The 15594-nt window shown below is 42.4% G+C and carries 14 protein-coding genes; 5 read left to right on the forward strand and 9 right to left on the reverse strand.

The window, feature by feature from the left end:
• The first annotated feature begins 67 nt into the window (after positions 1–67).
• Together V7L05_RS32490 and V7L05_RS32495 are read left to right on the forward strand one after the other, a co-directional pair.
• On the forward strand, positions 68–2161 hold the full coding sequence (locus tag V7L05_RS32490; RefSeq protein WP_335170400.1) for a prolyl oligopeptidase family serine peptidase: 2094 nt from the start codon (positions 68–70) through the stop codon (positions 2159–2161).
• A 169-nt stretch (positions 2162–2330) separates the two neighbouring features.
• Positions 2331–2807, forward strand: a complete 477-nt coding sequence (locus tag V7L05_RS32495) for a Uma2 family endonuclease (protein WP_335170401.1) — start codon at positions 2331–2333, stop codon at positions 2805–2807.
• Between the two features lie 98 nt (positions 2808–2905).
• Here V7L05_RS32495 and V7L05_RS32500 read toward each other — a convergent pair whose 3' ends face one another.
• On the reverse strand, positions 2906–3100 hold the full coding sequence (locus tag V7L05_RS32500; protein ID WP_335170402.1) for a hypothetical protein: 195 nt from the start codon (positions 3098–3100) through the stop codon (positions 2906–2908).
• A gap of 101 nt (positions 3101–3201) precedes the next feature.
• Positions 3202–3627, reverse strand: coding sequence for a hypothetical protein (locus V7L05_RS32505; RefSeq protein WP_335170403.1), 426 nt, complete (start codon positions 3625–3627; stop codon positions 3202–3204).
• Positions 3628–4026: 399 nt separating this feature from the next.
• Between V7L05_RS32505 and V7L05_RS32510 the strand changes: the two genes are divergently transcribed.
• Together V7L05_RS32510 and V7L05_RS32515 are read left to right on the forward strand one after the other, a co-directional pair.
• Positions 4027–6786 (forward strand): M16 family metallopeptidase, encoded by a 2760-nt coding sequence (locus V7L05_RS32510; protein ID WP_335170404.1) that lies wholly within the window; start codon positions 4027–4029, stop codon positions 6784–6786.
• A 518-nt stretch (positions 6787–7304) separates the two neighbouring features.
• Complete coding sequence (locus tag V7L05_RS32515; RefSeq protein WP_335170405.1) at positions 7305–7802, forward strand: hypothetical protein; 498 nt, start codon at positions 7305–7307, stop codon at positions 7800–7802.
• Between the two features lie 561 nt (positions 7803–8363).
• Here the strand turns inward: V7L05_RS32515 and V7L05_RS32520 are convergent.
• From V7L05_RS32520 to V7L05_RS32545, 6 genes are all read right to left on the reverse strand, one after another.
• A complete protein-coding gene (locus tag V7L05_RS32520) occupies positions 8364–8579 on the reverse strand; it encodes a hypothetical protein (protein WP_335170406.1) in 216 nt (71 codons plus the stop codon).
• Between the two features lie 72 nt (positions 8580–8651).
• Positions 8652–8792 (reverse strand): hypothetical protein, encoded by a 141-nt coding sequence (locus V7L05_RS32525; RefSeq protein ID WP_335170407.1) that lies wholly within the window; start codon positions 8790–8792, stop codon positions 8652–8654.
• A gap of 222 nt (positions 8793–9014) precedes the next feature.
• Entirely contained in the window at positions 9015–11408 is a 2394-nt protein-coding gene (locus V7L05_RS32530) for an AAA family ATPase (RefSeq protein WP_335170408.1), read from the reverse strand.
• A gap of 50 nt (positions 11409–11458) precedes the next feature.
• Positions 11459–11848 (reverse strand): type II toxin-antitoxin system VapC family toxin, encoded by a 390-nt coding sequence (locus V7L05_RS32535; RefSeq protein ID WP_335170409.1) that lies wholly within the window; start codon positions 11846–11848, stop codon positions 11459–11461.
• A complete protein-coding gene (locus tag V7L05_RS32540; protein WP_094352538.1) occupies positions 11845–12063 on the reverse strand; it encodes a hypothetical protein in 219 nt (72 codons plus the stop codon). Before V7L05_RS32540 ends, V7L05_RS32535 begins: the two co-directional genes overlap by 4 nt.
• Positions 12064–12077: 14 nt before the next feature.
• Positions 12078–13175 (reverse strand): ATP-binding protein, encoded by a 1098-nt coding sequence (locus V7L05_RS32545; RefSeq protein WP_335170410.1) that lies wholly within the window; start codon positions 13173–13175, stop codon positions 12078–12080.
• 215 nt (positions 13176–13390) lie between these two features.
• Here V7L05_RS32545 and V7L05_RS32550 point away from each other — a divergent pair, with 215 nt between their 5' ends.
• A complete protein-coding gene (locus V7L05_RS32550) occupies positions 13391–13627 on the forward strand; it encodes a hypothetical protein (RefSeq protein ID WP_335170411.1) in 237 nt (78 codons plus the stop codon).
• Between the two features lie 288 nt (positions 13628–13915).
• On the opposite strand, the gene V7L05_RS32555 is transcribed toward V7L05_RS32550, so the two are convergent.
• Complete coding sequence (locus V7L05_RS32555) at positions 13916–15559, reverse strand: acetolactate synthase large subunit (protein ID WP_335170412.1); 1644 nt, start codon at positions 15557–15559, stop codon at positions 13916–13918.
• Between the last annotated feature and the right edge of the window lie 35 nt (positions 15560–15594).

Genomic DNA, 15594 nt, shown 5'->3' on the forward strand with positions numbered 1-15594 from the left:
AGCATTGCTGTGCCCCTACTTTCTGCTCTAATAGTTAGCTGTAAAAAAGCACTTTTGACCTGAGATTATGCCCTCTTCTGAAAAACCCCTCACCTACCCATCCAGCCACAAGAGCGATCAAGTCGATAACTACCACGGTACTTTAGTCGCAGATCCTTACCGTTGGTTAGAAGATCCTGACTCTGAAGAAACGAGGACTTGGATTGAGGCACAAAATCAAGTTACTTTTGGCTACTTGAGTGAAATTCCTACCAGGGAAAAAATTAAACAGCGCCTCACCAAACTTTGGGATTATGAAAAATATGGTATCCCTTTTAAAGAAGGCGAATCTCTGGGAGATGGTTCGAGCGATCGCTACTTTTATTTTAAAAACGACGGGCTGCAAAATCAAAGTGTCCTCTACACTCTGAAAACCCTCGACGACCAACCCAAAGTTTTACTCGACCCCAATAAACTTTCAGAAGATGGCACTGTTGCTCTTTCAGGATTGTCTATTAGCGAGAATGGTAAACTTTTAGCTTATGGTCTATCCGCCTCTGGTTCTGATTGGCAAGAGTGGAAAGTCCGCGATATTGAAACTGGTGAAGACCTGCAAGACCACCTGAAGTGGATTAAATTCTCTGGCGCATCGTGGACACACGATCATCAAGGTTTCTTCTACAGTCGCTACGATGAGCCGAATGAAAAAACTCAATTAGAAGATGTTAACTATTATCAAAAGCTCTACTATCATCAACTAGGTAAACCCCAATCAGAAGATATACTAATTTATCATCGTCCTGACCAAAAGGAATGGGGTTTTAGTGGTGGCGTTACTGAAGATGGACACTATCTAATAATTTCAATTTGGCTGGGAACTGATTCCAAGAATTTAGTTTTCTCCAAAGATTTGACTAACCCTAATGCTGAAGTCGTAGAACTAATTAACCAGTTTGAGGCAGATTACAGCTTTATCAACAATGATGATAGCCTCTTTTATTTCCGCACAGATTTAAATGCACCACGCGGAAGAGTGATTGCGATTGACACCAAAAATCCTGCTAAGGAAAATTGGCGAGAAATCATTCCCCAATCTGCGGAAACGTTGGAAAGTGTAGGTATACTCAATAACCAATTTGTTGCTGATTACCTCAAAGATGCTCACAGCCAAATAAAAATTTTTGACCTCAAAGGTGCGTTTGTCCGCGAGGTAGAATTACCGGGACTCGGTTCAGCCGGAGGCTTTGGAGGGAAGCGTAATGATACCGAAACTTTTTATATTTACACCAGTTTCACAGCACCAGGAACTATCTATCGCTACGATATGATAACTGGTGAAAGTACCGTTTTTCGCCAACCAGAAGTAGATTTTAATCCTACTGATTACGAGACTACACAAGTCTTTTATCATAGCAAAGATGGTACTAAAATACCCATGTTTATTACCCATAAAAAGGGCATTAAATTAGATGGGAATAACCCCACTTATCTCTATGCTTATGGCGGTTTTAGTGCCTCAATGACACCCAGTTTTTCTGTGAGTCTGTTGGTATGGATGGAGATGGGTGGTGTCTATGCTATGCCCAATATCCGCGGCGGTGGAGAATACGGCGAAGAATGGCATCAAGCAGGAATGAAGGATAAAAAGCAGAATGTCTTTGATGACTTTATTGGCGCTGCTGAGTGGTTGATTGCTAATAAGTATACTAAGACAGATAAGCTAGCGATCGCAGGTGGTAGTAACGGCGGTTTATTGGTGGGTGCTTGCATAACTCAACGTCCCGATTTGTTTGGTGCAGCTTTACCAGCAGTCGGCGTCATGGATATGTTGCGGTTCCACAAATTTACCATCGGTTGGGCTTGGACTTCCGAATATGGTTCAGCAGATAATCCAGAAGAGTTTCCAGCGTTATATGCTTATTCGCCACTACACAACATCAAACCAGATACAGCTTACCCAGCAACCTTAATTACCACAGCCGATCATGACGATCGCGTTGTCCCTGCTCATAGTTTCAAATTTGCCGCAGCTTTGCAAGAGGCTCACGCAGGTGATGCGCCAACGTTAATTAGAATTGAGACTAAAGCTGGTCATGGTGCCGGTAAACCCACAGCTAAAATTATCGAAGAAGCCGCAGAAAAATGGGCTTTTTTGGTGCGTACTTTGGATGTTGAAGTTTAGGGTTGATTTATTTCTAGGGTGGAATGGCACTTACTTAAGCAAAAGTTGCTGCTTAGATCCCCGACTTATTAAAGAAGTCGGGGATCTAAATCCAGTGGATTTCAAAAATCAAATCGGGTTGCTATAGATAAGTTAAAATTAAATCAATCACTCTAAACAAATATTAACTATGAGATGGGAAGAAGTTTGTGAACATAAACAATTACAAGATTTACCCTTCAAAATTGAATTAAATAAATGGGGTCAAATCGTAATGAGTCCAGTCAAAATTAAACATTCTTTTTATCAAGGAAGAATCCAACGTTTATTAGAATCTTTATTGAATACAGGAGAAGTAATGCCAGAATGTGCTATCAACACATCAGACGGTGTGAAAGTTGCTGATGTTGTCTGGTGTTCAGAGGAACGATTTTCTCAAATTGAAGATGAAGTATCAGCATCTATTGCACCAGAAATTTGTGTAGAAGTCAAATCCAGTGGTAACACTTTGGAAGAAATGGAATTTAAAAGAAATTTATATTTAGAAGCTCAAGCTGTGGAAGTATGGTTATGTAATGAAGAAGGTCAAATGAAATTTTATAATGAGCAAGGTGAATTAGAGCAATCTTTGTTAGTTCCTAACTTTCCTAAGCAAATTAAACGGTAATTGCAGAGAAGAGGGGAGAGAGCGTAGTTTACCGCCGTAGGCATCGCTTAAATTACCTAGTTTTAAAATACATATTAAAATTATTCATAAACATATACTTAATATTTTCGTTGGACTTGGTCAACAGAAATTATCTTACCTTCTTCAACATTCTTCTTTGCTTTAGCAAACGCTTCTTTAAAACCCTCTATTTTCAACAATTCTTCAGTTGCTTCATTACACAAAACTCTAGTCAATAATTGCAACAAAATATTGATACTATTTATTGTAACTGCTCTATATTCTGTTACCACGCGTAGCTTGCTTCTCCGTAGGGGTACGGCAGAGCTACGGGCAACGCGCTGCGCGAACAATTTTGAATTTTGAATTTTGAATTGTTAACCTTCTTGTGTGGTTAAAATGCGACAGATTGGGCTGTACCAGTCAAAGGGATTATTGTATAAGTTTGTCTTTGCCCCTGGTTGAATTTAGGGATTACAGAAAAGAGGTTTGTTGTTGTGATTCCCTTAGTTTCAACTGTGGCTGAGTTGCTGTTATTAAGTTTTACGCGGGGTAAGAGCAAGGTAAACAAGGTGTTGCCAGTATCTACTGTCCTACGGATAGTCACAGTTACTAGTGTACCAATTTCTGTTTCTACACTACGGATCTGCTCATTACCTGTAAAGTTTAATGTCTGTTGCTTATCTTTATAGGTAAAAAGGGGCTTGCCAATAAAGCTTGTCGTTGAGTAACTAATGCTGATATTCTTCCCTTGAAACTGGTACAAGTTCGGTACTGCTTCTGAGGCATTAGCTGATAATACAGGTATTGTTGTTAACAATATACCTAGTGTGCATGATCCAATTAAGTTTCTTGTTTGCATGTCTCAAAAAGTTATTGCTAGTTTGGCAGAGATACTTGGCTTTGATCGGATAAGAATAGAAATCAAACTAATTGTAGAAGTAGATATTCCGAAAATCTTGTGATCTGAAACACATTGCAACCATTGTTAATATACTTGCAATAATTTGTGATAGTGCGTAAAATCACATCAGTTTTGAAAAAATACTGAGTAAAAAAATATTAGTCTCTAGTACTCAACCGCAGAAATAAAGCTACCATTGAAAATGTTGGAAAAGCTGAGAATGTAAGTCTTTTGACTTTTTCAAAATGGTACTAAGGTTTTGTTTTATAATTAGAGATTTTGAATTTCGCCTTGCTTATGAAGCTACGCTCATATATGCTTATCGGGTTTTTACTCAGCCTTCTGCTAAGTATTGTGCCTTTTTTGGGCAATTTTACCAATGCTGCAACACCGACAGCCTACGCACCTGTATCTGCTCTCTCATTCACCCAAGGGGTACAAAAAACGGTATTGGACAACGGCTTAACAGTGCTAACTAAAGAAGTCCATACTGCTCCAGTGGTCAGCGTGCAAGTTTGGTATAAAGTTGGTTCACGTAACGAGGTTAAGGGAGAGAATGGCATTTCTCACCAGCTAGAACATTTGATGTTCAAGGGGACAACTGACCGTCCAGTGCAGTTTGGCAGGTTATTTAGTGCCTTGGGTAGCCAGTTCAATGCCTTTACTAGTTATGACGAAACAGCTTACTTTGGCACAGTGCAACGAGACAAACTCGAAGCATTGTTGACACTGGAAGCCGATCGCATGGAAAATTCCTTAGTTGGGACTGAGCAACTCACAAGTGAAAAGCGGGTGGTGATTTCCGAGTTACAGGGGTACGAAAATTCACCAGGCTATCGTCTGAATCGGGCAGTGATGCGAGATGCTTTCCCTAGCAGAGCCTATGGCTTACCTGTGGGAGGTACAAAAGCCGATGTAGAGAAATTCACGGTGGAGCAGGTGCGGAATTATTACCAAACCTACTACAGCCCAGAAAATGCCACGCTGGTAATTACGGGGGATTTTGCCACGGAACCTGTACTCAAAGTTGTGAAAGAAACTTACGGGAAGTTGCCAAAACGACCCAAGACGGCTGTGGCGAAAAATTCTGCCCAGGTGACTGCTCCTACCTCTGTTGCTAAAAAAGCGGCGATCGTTTTGAAGCAACCTGGAAGTGCGGCACTGCTGCAAGCGGTGTATCCGTTAACAGATATCAACCATCCTGATGTCCCGGCAATTGATGTGATGGATGCCATCCTCACAGGTGGACGTAGTTCTCGGCTTTACCAGGCTTTGGTGGAATCTGGACTCGCTAGTTCAGTGAGTGGCGGTGCTGCCGAACTCATCGAACCAGGTTGGTATCAAATTGATGCTACGGCGGCTCCGGGTAAAGAGTTGGGGAAAATTGCCCAGGTACTCCAGGAATCTTTAGCAAAATTGCAACAGCAGCCTGTTACCACAGAAGAATTGAACCGAGCGAAGACACAACTGCAAGCCTCGTATATTTTGGGTAATCAAGACATTACTAGTCAAGCTACCCAACTGGGGTATAACCAAACTGTGGCGGGGGATTATCGTTATATTGAACGGTATCTGGCTGCGATCGCTAAAGTCACCCCTGCTCAAGTCCAGAAAGTAGCAAAAACTTACCTGAATCCGGCTAAACAAACCATCGGCTTCTTTGAGCCAACTCAACCAGATGGTAAACCCGGAACTTCTAACGCTGGTTCTGGTCGCACAGTGGAAAATTTCAGCCCCGGTAAACCTGTAGATCCAGCAGAATTGGCTAAATATCTCCCACCTGCCACATCAGCTACAGATTCCGGCAAACAACCACTACCAGAAGAGTTTACCTTAAGTAATGGTTTGCGGGTTCTGCTCTTGGGCGATCGCAACCTCCCCACCATTAACCTGAGTGGACAAATTAACGCCGGTACTGAATTTGACGGCAATCAAAAAGCTGGATTAGCGAATCTGACTGCGAACAATTTAATGAATGGGACGCAGACTAAAAATGCTTTGGACTTGGCAAAAACCTTAGAAGACCGGGGAGCCGACTTAAACTTCAGTGCTAGCCGCGAAGGAGTTAGCATTAGTGGTCAAGGGCTTTCCGCAAACTTGCCGATATTAATTCAAACTCTGGCAGATGTCTTAAAAAACGCCACTTTCCCAGCCGACCAGTTAGAACTAAGTCGCCAACGGGCGTTGACAAGTTTGAAAGTCCAGCTAGATGACCCTAGAGGACTGGGACGACAACTATTTCAGCAAGCAATTTACCCAGAAAATCATCCATTCCATAGCTTTCCCACAGCCGACAGCTTAAAGAGCATTACTCGTGATGATTTGCTTGGCTTTTACCAGACACACTACCGACCAGATAACACGACGATCGCTTTAGTTGGAGACTTTGAGGCAGTTAAGGTAAAAGCTTTGCTGAATCAGGTGTTTGGCAAGTGGCAAGCCACAGGTAAGCCACCTGTACTCCAAATAGCATCGGTGCCATTACCGCAAACTTTGACACGTTTAAACAAAGTAATTCCTGGCAAATCCGAGGCTGTTACCTACATCGGCTACAACGGCATCTCTCGGAAAGACCCGCGTTTTTATGCAGCACTGGTGCTGAATCAAATTTTTGGTGGTGATACCTTATCGAGCCGCTTAGGTACGGAGGTGCGCGATCGCCAAGGTCTGACCTACGGTATCTATAGTGGTTTCGCCGCCGGAATCAATCCCGGTCCGTTCTTGATTCAGATGCAGACTGCTCCTGGAGATACCCAAAAAGCGATCGCCAGTACTCTGGCTTTACTCAAACAGTTGCGCGAACAAGGAGTAACTGAGGCTGAATTCAACGCGGCAAAACGCTCAATTACCAATAGCTACCCCGTGGATTTAGCTAATCCCAGTGATGTATCAAGCATCATTTTGGATAATGCTGTCTTGGGACTTTCGCGCTCAGAAATCCGAGACTTTCCCCAGAGGATTCAAGCAGTCACTATGGCTCAAACGCAACAGGCAATTGAGGATTTAATTAAGCCGGAAAATCTGGTGATTGTCACCACCGGGCCTGAAGATAGTGTACCCAAGATTGGATCGTAATTTCACATAAAGGTGCGAAGCACATCTTTGCACCTTTACGTGTTGACTGAGATTAGACCTTTTGCTTTTATTCGGATTTTTGTCAGGAAGTCTATTGAGCAATACCGTTTGGGTTAAGATTTGAACCAAGCGGATTGCCATATATAGGACTCGTATTTGATTTTTGAAAAAAATCAGTACACCCCGAAAAGGCTTCTTCCCCACTCCCCACTCCCCACTCCCCACTCCCCACCTACGCAAATAATTATGGCTACGCCACGCTGCGCGAACAAAAATCAAAGCAGACTGCTATTTTACTAATTGCGATCGCCTAAAATTTATCAAAACTTTTTTTAGATTAAACTCTGGTGAAGAATTAAAAATAGTTGAAGTGAATTCAGCTATAAAATTAAGTAATTAAACCGTAAACCAATCATTTATATTAAGTTATAAATTGAGAATATTTCAGTATAAATATCAAAGACGAAGTTATAAAATTGCGTTATTGTTAGAAGATCCGCATACAGTCAATCACAATTATGAAAGGTCTAGAACGTATTGATCCTATTTTTGAACGACTTTTTTCTAAGATTAGTCCCGAAATAGCAGACTCTTTCACTGATGAGCAACTAAAAGCCATACAAAGGGGTTTCGGTTCTCAAATTGTGGCTCGTCATTCTTTAGATATAAGAGTTTCAGTACCTATTCCCAGCCTACGATTTTATCTAGTTTTATTAGCAGGTTCAGAACGTCGTTCGCAACAGCGCTTGCAAAATGAAAAAGGCAAATATCCTCTTCTCAATACAGGCAATCTTATATTCTTAACAGGATTTTTAACCGTTCTATTGAGTTGTAGCTTCACTATTCTCCCTTTTTTATGGTCTTCACTTACTTCACTTGCTTCACTTGCTTCCATCTCCACTTCGCCTTACCCTACATCTATTCCTTGGATTTTTGATAAATCTGAATGCGAACACACTAACAGAACTTGGCGTAATGAAAAGTGTTGGGATGATCAACACAGTCCTACGTTTTGAAGCTTATTCACACCGACAATAAAAACAATATGCCTACAAACCGTGTAACTAAATATTCGTCCAAAAATCACACTTTTCTACAACAGTTTTTCGCCTCCATTCCTCCTCAAGTAGTAGCTACCTTTACCGATGCCCAATTGACAGAATTACAAAAGGTGTTTGGGGAACGGGTTAGCAAGCGTCATGCTGTGGATATCAGGCTTTCTATCCCATTCAGTAAAAAGCGCTTTTATATAGTTTTTTTACTTGGTAAGGAAAAGAGGTCAAAACAGAATCGAAAAGATACAATTTTTACACCTGTAAAGAGTATCTTACTAATAAGATATTGTCTGGTATTAATAACTTTATTGCTTGTTGCGCTCTATATAGTTGAAATGGTGTTGCGAATTAATAGCTTTCCCTATAAACAAATCCAAGAGTTTGTCAAATATTTAATCAGCATTTTTTCGATTTAGCATCGGTGCATCTACCTTTTGATAGAATTTATTCATATATTATCAAGTATCTAATTGACACAAAGTTAACAATTCAAAATTCAAAATTAAAGACATTTTCAGACTCTTATTTAAACAAAAGATAATCGCGATCGCGCGAGAAATTCGCCTTACCTTCCATCCAAAGTACTTGATCTAACCAGCGCGATCGCTCAGTCAAACGCTGAATAAACTGGTTTAAGTCCCCCACTAAATCTCCGATTTCATGGTCTTGATTCTGACGCCAAGCCGCAGAGCGTCTCCGGCTCCGCTCCTGAATTCTGAATTCTGAATTCTTCTTCAATTATTTCGCCTAAGTTTTCAACTCCCTTCTCGATGTCGATTAAGTCGATGTCTAGTAATTTACCAGATTTAGCTAACTTTTTAGTCGCTCATCGGTAGCCTGTCCACGCAAGGCATCTGCAAGTATATCTGCGGTTCTACCACTACCAGCAATCACAACAACTAACTTGCCAATATTAACGCTAGAAAACGCATCCTCAAAGGTAAGTTTCAAACAATTTTTCATTTGTCAAAAATACTGACTACTGAAGTTTTTCATTTAGGGCTACTAAGGCGCTATTTTGTTCTAGAGCCTGTTCTACTTTATCTAGCCATTCATAGAAATAGGTAAAGGGTTCAGATTTTAGGGTAGAGTTACAGCTTTTGGCTACGGACGGGCGAGACGCTGTGCGATCGCTCGCAATGACATATCATAAGTTAATTTACTGAACATGATTCAAACAAACCAGCAGCGAATCAACTCCACCTGGAAGCTATAGCCGTCGTCAACTTCCTCAATTAACTCACGTTGCAACAGCAAGCTGAGAGTAATATTAGCATTGGGGAACTGTTGCAATAAAGTTTGGCGGCTAACTATAGCCCTTTCCCCTTGAGCAGCGATAAAGCGTAGAATAGCTTGTCCACTTGCATCTACTTGATTGTTTTGAATGTCAGCGAAGAAAAAACCACCACTTTGCAAAGCTTCTGGTATCGCGGCTTCCACATCCGCTAAAGTTGCCAATCGCCGGATAGAGGGGTCTTGCTCGTTCTTAAGGACAATAATTTCTGCACAGAGTAGTTGTACTAAGAATGGGTGACAACGGGTGAGTTGTAGCACTCGCTCAACGGCGTTAGGTTCATAGCGGAGAGTAAAATCTTTGACGGGACGTTCAATTAATTGTCGTGCTTCCGCTTCTTTGAGGTACGAGATATGCACTACTTGGACATTAATTAGATAACTAGCCCAGCGCTGATATTCTTCGATAGTATGAGAGCCAGCCAGTAAAATCTTGAAGCGGGGACGATGTTGGATGAGGTGACGCAGCATACCCAAAACATCCTGTTCATCAAAGCGACCTTTGGCTATGGCGTTGTCTAGCACCTCGAATTCATCTAGCGCTAGTAAGGCGGTATTTTGTTCTAAAGCCTGTTCTACTTTATCTAGCCATTCATCGAAATAGGTGAAAGGATCAGATTTTAGCACTTCGCGGGCTAGGGACGGTAGAGTTAAACCTTGCTTTTTCGCTGACTTCTCCATATCTCTAGCGAGGTTGTAGAGAAAACCTGCATGGTCACTAGCTGATGAAGGTGCGCCTTGCAAGTCTACAAACATGGGGATGATGTTGCTAGGTAGTAACTTTCCAATGTTGTTGAGGAGAGAAGTTTTACCCATACGTCGCTGACCGTATAGTAGCAGAGGTGGACGACGGTGGTCTAAAAGTAGTTGCTCAATGCGTAAGCCGATGTCATCACGCCCCGTAAAAATTTCTTGTTCTCGTGTCAGGGGTACGCCGATGATGTAAGGCGAGTCAATTTCTTGGCGGAGTTCAGTAATCTTAGCCAGTTCATCTATATAGTTAGTTACTATCTCACGCCAACTTTTGATAATTGGGTAGAAACGGACTGTATATTTGTTGCGGCTACGAGCGAAGTTCTGCAACTGTAGATTTAATTTATCTGCAACACTTCTGAGAGCTAGACGCTGATTATAAGCACTTGCCTGATTCAGGGCAGCATTTACATCTTCGCTGATGCGGCTAAAGATTCGTAGCAAAGGGCTAACTTCATTCTCTAGTTCGCCAATTACCAGACTGCGATGAGCTTCACTGATAGCTTCCACATCCGCACAGCCTTCTAAACTCTGTGCATTCAGTTCAATCTGTACAAATTGAACTGCCCAACGTTGATGACTGGTACTCAAGTATTCCAGCGCTGCTTTTCCTTCAACTGGGTTATTTTCAATGACCAAAAGCAAATACTTATCTAACCCCAGCAGATGTAAACGCTGCCACTCATCCCAGAAAGCGGAGTGATAGCGAAATACACAAGGACTTTCACCATTACCTATCTTGTCTAATCTGTAAAGTAGATAATTCCACATTGCCAGAAATGGAAAAGATAACACAGGTCGCCATGAGTTCATAGTGAAACCCACGCCTACCGCCAGGAACCACGCCACGCTTACCGCCATGCCTAACGCCGCGCCTCCCGGTATGCCTCTCTTCACGATTATAAACGCGCCGAACACCGTGTATCCCGTCACGCCTGTCGCCATGCTTGCCGCCACGTTTAACCCCATGAGCAACACCACGCTTACCGCCACGCCTACCGCCACGCCTCGCGCCACGCCTCCCGCCACGCCGAACGCCACGCCGAACGCCACGGTGAAAGCCACATCTACCGCCACGCCTCCCGCCACGCCGAACGCCACGCCGAAAGCCACACCGAAAGCCACGCCAAACGCCACGCCGAACGCCACGCCGAACGCCCTGTCGAAACCCACGGCGAACGCCACGCCTACCGCCACGCCTACCGCCAGGCAATTAAATATAGTTTCAATTGGTGTACCTAATGCCCACAGCACCAAACCTAACAGTAAGTTAGCCAGGATAGGTAAAATCAAGTATCCCTGGAGAAATAATTTCCACAATGCGTGATTCTGCGACCCTTGTCTGCTAAAGGTAATCACAGATGTATCGGTGTCTAAACTGGGGTCAATGCGTTTGAGGTGATTACGCAACGCTGCGGGACGGAAGAATAACCAGAACAACAGTTGCAGGCTACCCACTATCAAGTTCGGGTGCTGCTGCGGTTTATTGGTGTAGGCGTTTTGGGGTATGTTGTTAGGCATTTAAGTTGCCTTGTGGGTGTTGATGATAGGATGAGAAACTTTGTTGATATTTATTTGAGAGTTTGCACCCCAGGATATGCCAGAATTTTGGTGTCAACAGTTAGTAAAGGAGAGTTGTAAATTCTGGCAGTGGCTACAATAACTTGGTCAGATGGATCTCGGTGAAAACCTGTGAGTTGGGTTGATTCAACGATAATTGGAATTGTCAGTTCGAGTAGTTGCACTCCTGGATAAGCTAAAGCTGCTGTTATCCACTCGTCAACTGAAATTGAAAAAGCAAGTTTGCGATTCTCAACCAGTTTGGCGACTTCCCAACAAGAAATAATGCTGACTCCTAATCCTTGAGATTGATATTCTTCAATCCAATCTCGATATTTCTGGTTTAGGCGTTGATTATTATCTACCCACCAAATCCAAATATGGGTATCTAAGATTATCATTGCAGTACTTCCCAATCCTCTATAGGTACAGCAGGCTCAAAGGGATCATCATAGTGAATAACTGTTCCCCGTAAAGGATAAGGATTAGATTCTGAAGGTTGGGGAAAACGTTCTAAAACAATGATTTCAACGGCTTCCCCAGCCTGAAACGGTAAATCCTCAAGAATCAAGGTTCCGTTTTTAGTTAACTTTGTTTCAATTCGGTGTGCTTTCATAGTTACTCTGCTAGTTATGAATTTAATAAATGAGTAAACGGTTTCATTTGTCGTAAACCTTCCTCACGCCAATTATCATCATTCTCCCCTTCTTCTAAGTTAAATAATCTTTCTCTACATAGAATTTGTAACAACAGTGGCCAGCAGCAACTTTGTGTCAAAATCCACTCTATATCTTCGTCAGTGAAAGCAATGGGCGAACTTGCTATCAATTCTCGCGCTTCTGTCTCAGTCAATGCTCCCAGATATGCGATGTAGCCGAAAATATTGAAAAAGGGTGAACTGTGTCCTGTGTTGTGCGCCATTTCAATCGGTGATTCGGGGGTAGCCAAGACAAACGCTAGATTTCCGCCTGTGTGGTTAGTCGCTAAGGAACGCAAACTTTCCCAAAAGGCATCGTCTAATTCTGGACAGCGTTGCAATCCAACGCCAATCTCATCCAATAAGATGACTGTGGGAAAATGCAAATTATCGCTGACTATATCCATGAAATGATCTAAATCGCAAGGTGTCGGCACTTGCATCTTCAGTGATTCTAGGATGTACTTTAGCAGTCCTTCTCGGCTTTGCATTCGCGCATCTTGTAAGTCTACAAAAATCCAACGGTAATTTTCTGGATGCGGTAGCCAGTCAGATTTTTGACCAAGACGCAGCTGTTCTGCTGGGGTAGTGGTGATATTTTTTAGGTAGTGCAGTAGAGATGTTTTACCACTGCGCTTTTTGCCGATAATGGCGGCGTTTTGTAAGGGATGACATTTGAGTAAGTTGAAGAGGCGTTTTAATTCTTTTTCGCGTCCAAAAAAGTAACGGGGTTGGGTGATGGGTGCGCCAGTGATGAAGGGTGATGCTTCCCCGTTAGTTGGCTGAGGTTTAGGCGTTTGAATTTCTGGTTCTTTGTATGCAATGTCTTGCCAGTCTAATCTTAGTTTTTTGCAAAGTTCTACAAAATTCAGATAGTCAACAGGTTTACCAGTGAGAAAGCTTTTGACTGTGGAAAGAGAAAATCCTATATCAGTAGCTAAGGACTGCTGGCTGGGATAGCCATTAACCTGAAGTGCTGACCTAACTTTATCAATATACTCTGGGGCTACCCGAAGCGATCGCGCCATCATTCCTCATCGAGAAACTGCTGTGAGTATATCAGGTTTTTATACTCGCTAAATAGCAAAACTGTTTAGCGATAACGTCTTGCACTCTAGAAATTATAGTCATCCTGAAGTTAACCGATAATCAACTAACAACTCGTCTAATCGGTGGCTATTTCTCAACTCAGTTCTCACACTGCACCAAATTTTAATTAAGAATATAAGAGATTAGGGCTTTGAAAATGAAACGAGTACTGGGAGTTTTGCAAATTAGTTTATCACTTTGCGGGGTGATGATGTTTGGTACAGTAACTTACGCCGCTATTAATATGGTGAATGGTCAATACCAAGTTGAAATAGTGCTCAATACTAACGGACTCATTATTAAGTCAGATATTGACAAAAGGCAATGCAAAGCAGTAGAAAATATTGCCCAAAGGCAGGAAAGCATAAATTTAGACCAGAAGACAATTAATTAAGACTAAAAATAAGTAATGAGTTAGAATCAATAACTTCTAACTCATTGTGAATGAACCTTTGAGCTTCGTCGATGAACCTCTGAGCTTCGTGAATGAACGAGGAACGAAACCCAACATTTCCTGGGCTTTGTTGGGTTGCGCTTTGCTTAACCCAACCTACAATTTTTTTAACCGAATCGTATTGTAACGCACCCTACCAAAACACTAAACGACTAGAAATTAATCAGGAGTTAGGAATAAATAACTCCTAACTCCTAACTCTTGTACGATTAATCGCGTCTCTAATTTTTACACCGCACAAGTTAACTCGCCGGCTTTTTGGCTAAAGCGGTGATTCTCTCGATAATCTACAGGACAATCTATCACGGCGGGTACATCTTGAGCGAGGGCTTCTTTGAGTGTAGGAATCAAATCTAAAGCCGATTCAACTCGGTAGCCTTTTAAACCCATGCTTTCGGCGAATTTGACAAAATCAGGATTGCTAAAATGCACAAAAGATGAGTTTCCTTTGCCAAATTGATTTTCTTGCTTCCACTCAATTAACCCATAGCCACCATCATTGAAAATTATGGTGACAAAGGGTGTACCGACACGCAAGGCTGTTTCTAATTCCTGAGAATTCATCATAAAGCCGCCATCGCCTGTTACAGCAACGACTTTGCGGTTGGGATGAACGAGTTTTGCTGCTAAAGCGCCAGGAATGGCAATACCCATAGCTGCGAAGCCGTTAGAAATAATGCAAGTATTGGGGCTATGGCAATGATAATGACGCGCCATCCACATTTTATGTGCGCCAACATCAGAGATGACGATATCATCTGGCCCCATCACTTGCCGTAAGTCATAAATTAACTTTTGCGGCTTAATAGGAAATCCGTCATCATGGGCATACTGTTCGTAATCAGCGCGAATCTCTGCCCTTAAGCTGATGGCAAAGGGATCAGGTTTACCTTGTCTGTCTGCTAATTTTAAAATTTCATAAAGGGAATCTGAAATATCTCCCACGACTTCGGCATTGGGAATATAACTACTATCAATCTCCGCCGGACTTACCCCAATATGCACAATGGGGATTTCACCATCACGATTCCATTTTTTCGGGGAAAACTCAATCAAATCATAGCCGATCGCAATTACTAAATCTGTGTTATCAAACCCACAGGTAATAAAATCTCTTTGCTGTAATCCCACTGACCACAATGCTAATTGATGTGTGTAGGGAATCACACCTTTACCCATAAAGGTATTGGCAACAGGTATATTCAGCAAGGTGGCAAATTGCGTGACTGCATCACTTGCATGAGCGCGAATTGCCCCATTTCCGACTAAGATTAATGGGTTAACTGCTTGGCAAATTGCGGCGGCGGCTGCCCGAATGCTAGCAAAAGATGCATAGGTTTTTTCGCTATTATCCTTACGCAAAGGTTTGCCTTCGACGGGCATGGCAGCAATATTTTCTGGCAAATCGATGTGAACTGCACCAGGTTTTTCCGATTGCGATCGCTTAAATGCTTTCCGCACTACTTCTGGTGTAATACTCGGTCGCACAATCTGTTTATTCCACTTGGTAACAGGTGCAAACATTGCCACCAAATCTAAATATTGATGGGATTCAATATGCATTCTATCTGTTCCCACTTGACCGGTAATCGCCACTAAGGGCGCACCATCCAGGTTAGCATCTGCTACCCCAGTCATCAAGTTGGTTGCCCCAGGCCCAAGAGTAGAAAGACACACTCCGGCTTTTCCTGTTAGGCGTCCGTAGACATCGGCCATGAATGCTGCGCCCTGTTCATGACGAGTTGTAATAAATTTAATCGAAGAATGTTTTAGCGCTTCCAAAACGTGCAGGTTTTCTTCGCCAGGGAGTCCAAAAATATATTGCACTCCTTCATTTTCTAGGCACTGCACCAATAATTCTGCTGTATTCATTTTATTTCCTAACTAGCAACGAATAAATATTGGGG

Origin of the sequence: Nostoc sp., from assembly GCF_036917755.1 — a bacterium.
GTDB lineage: Bacteria > Cyanobacteriota > Cyanobacteriia > Cyanobacteriales > Nostocaceae > Nostoc.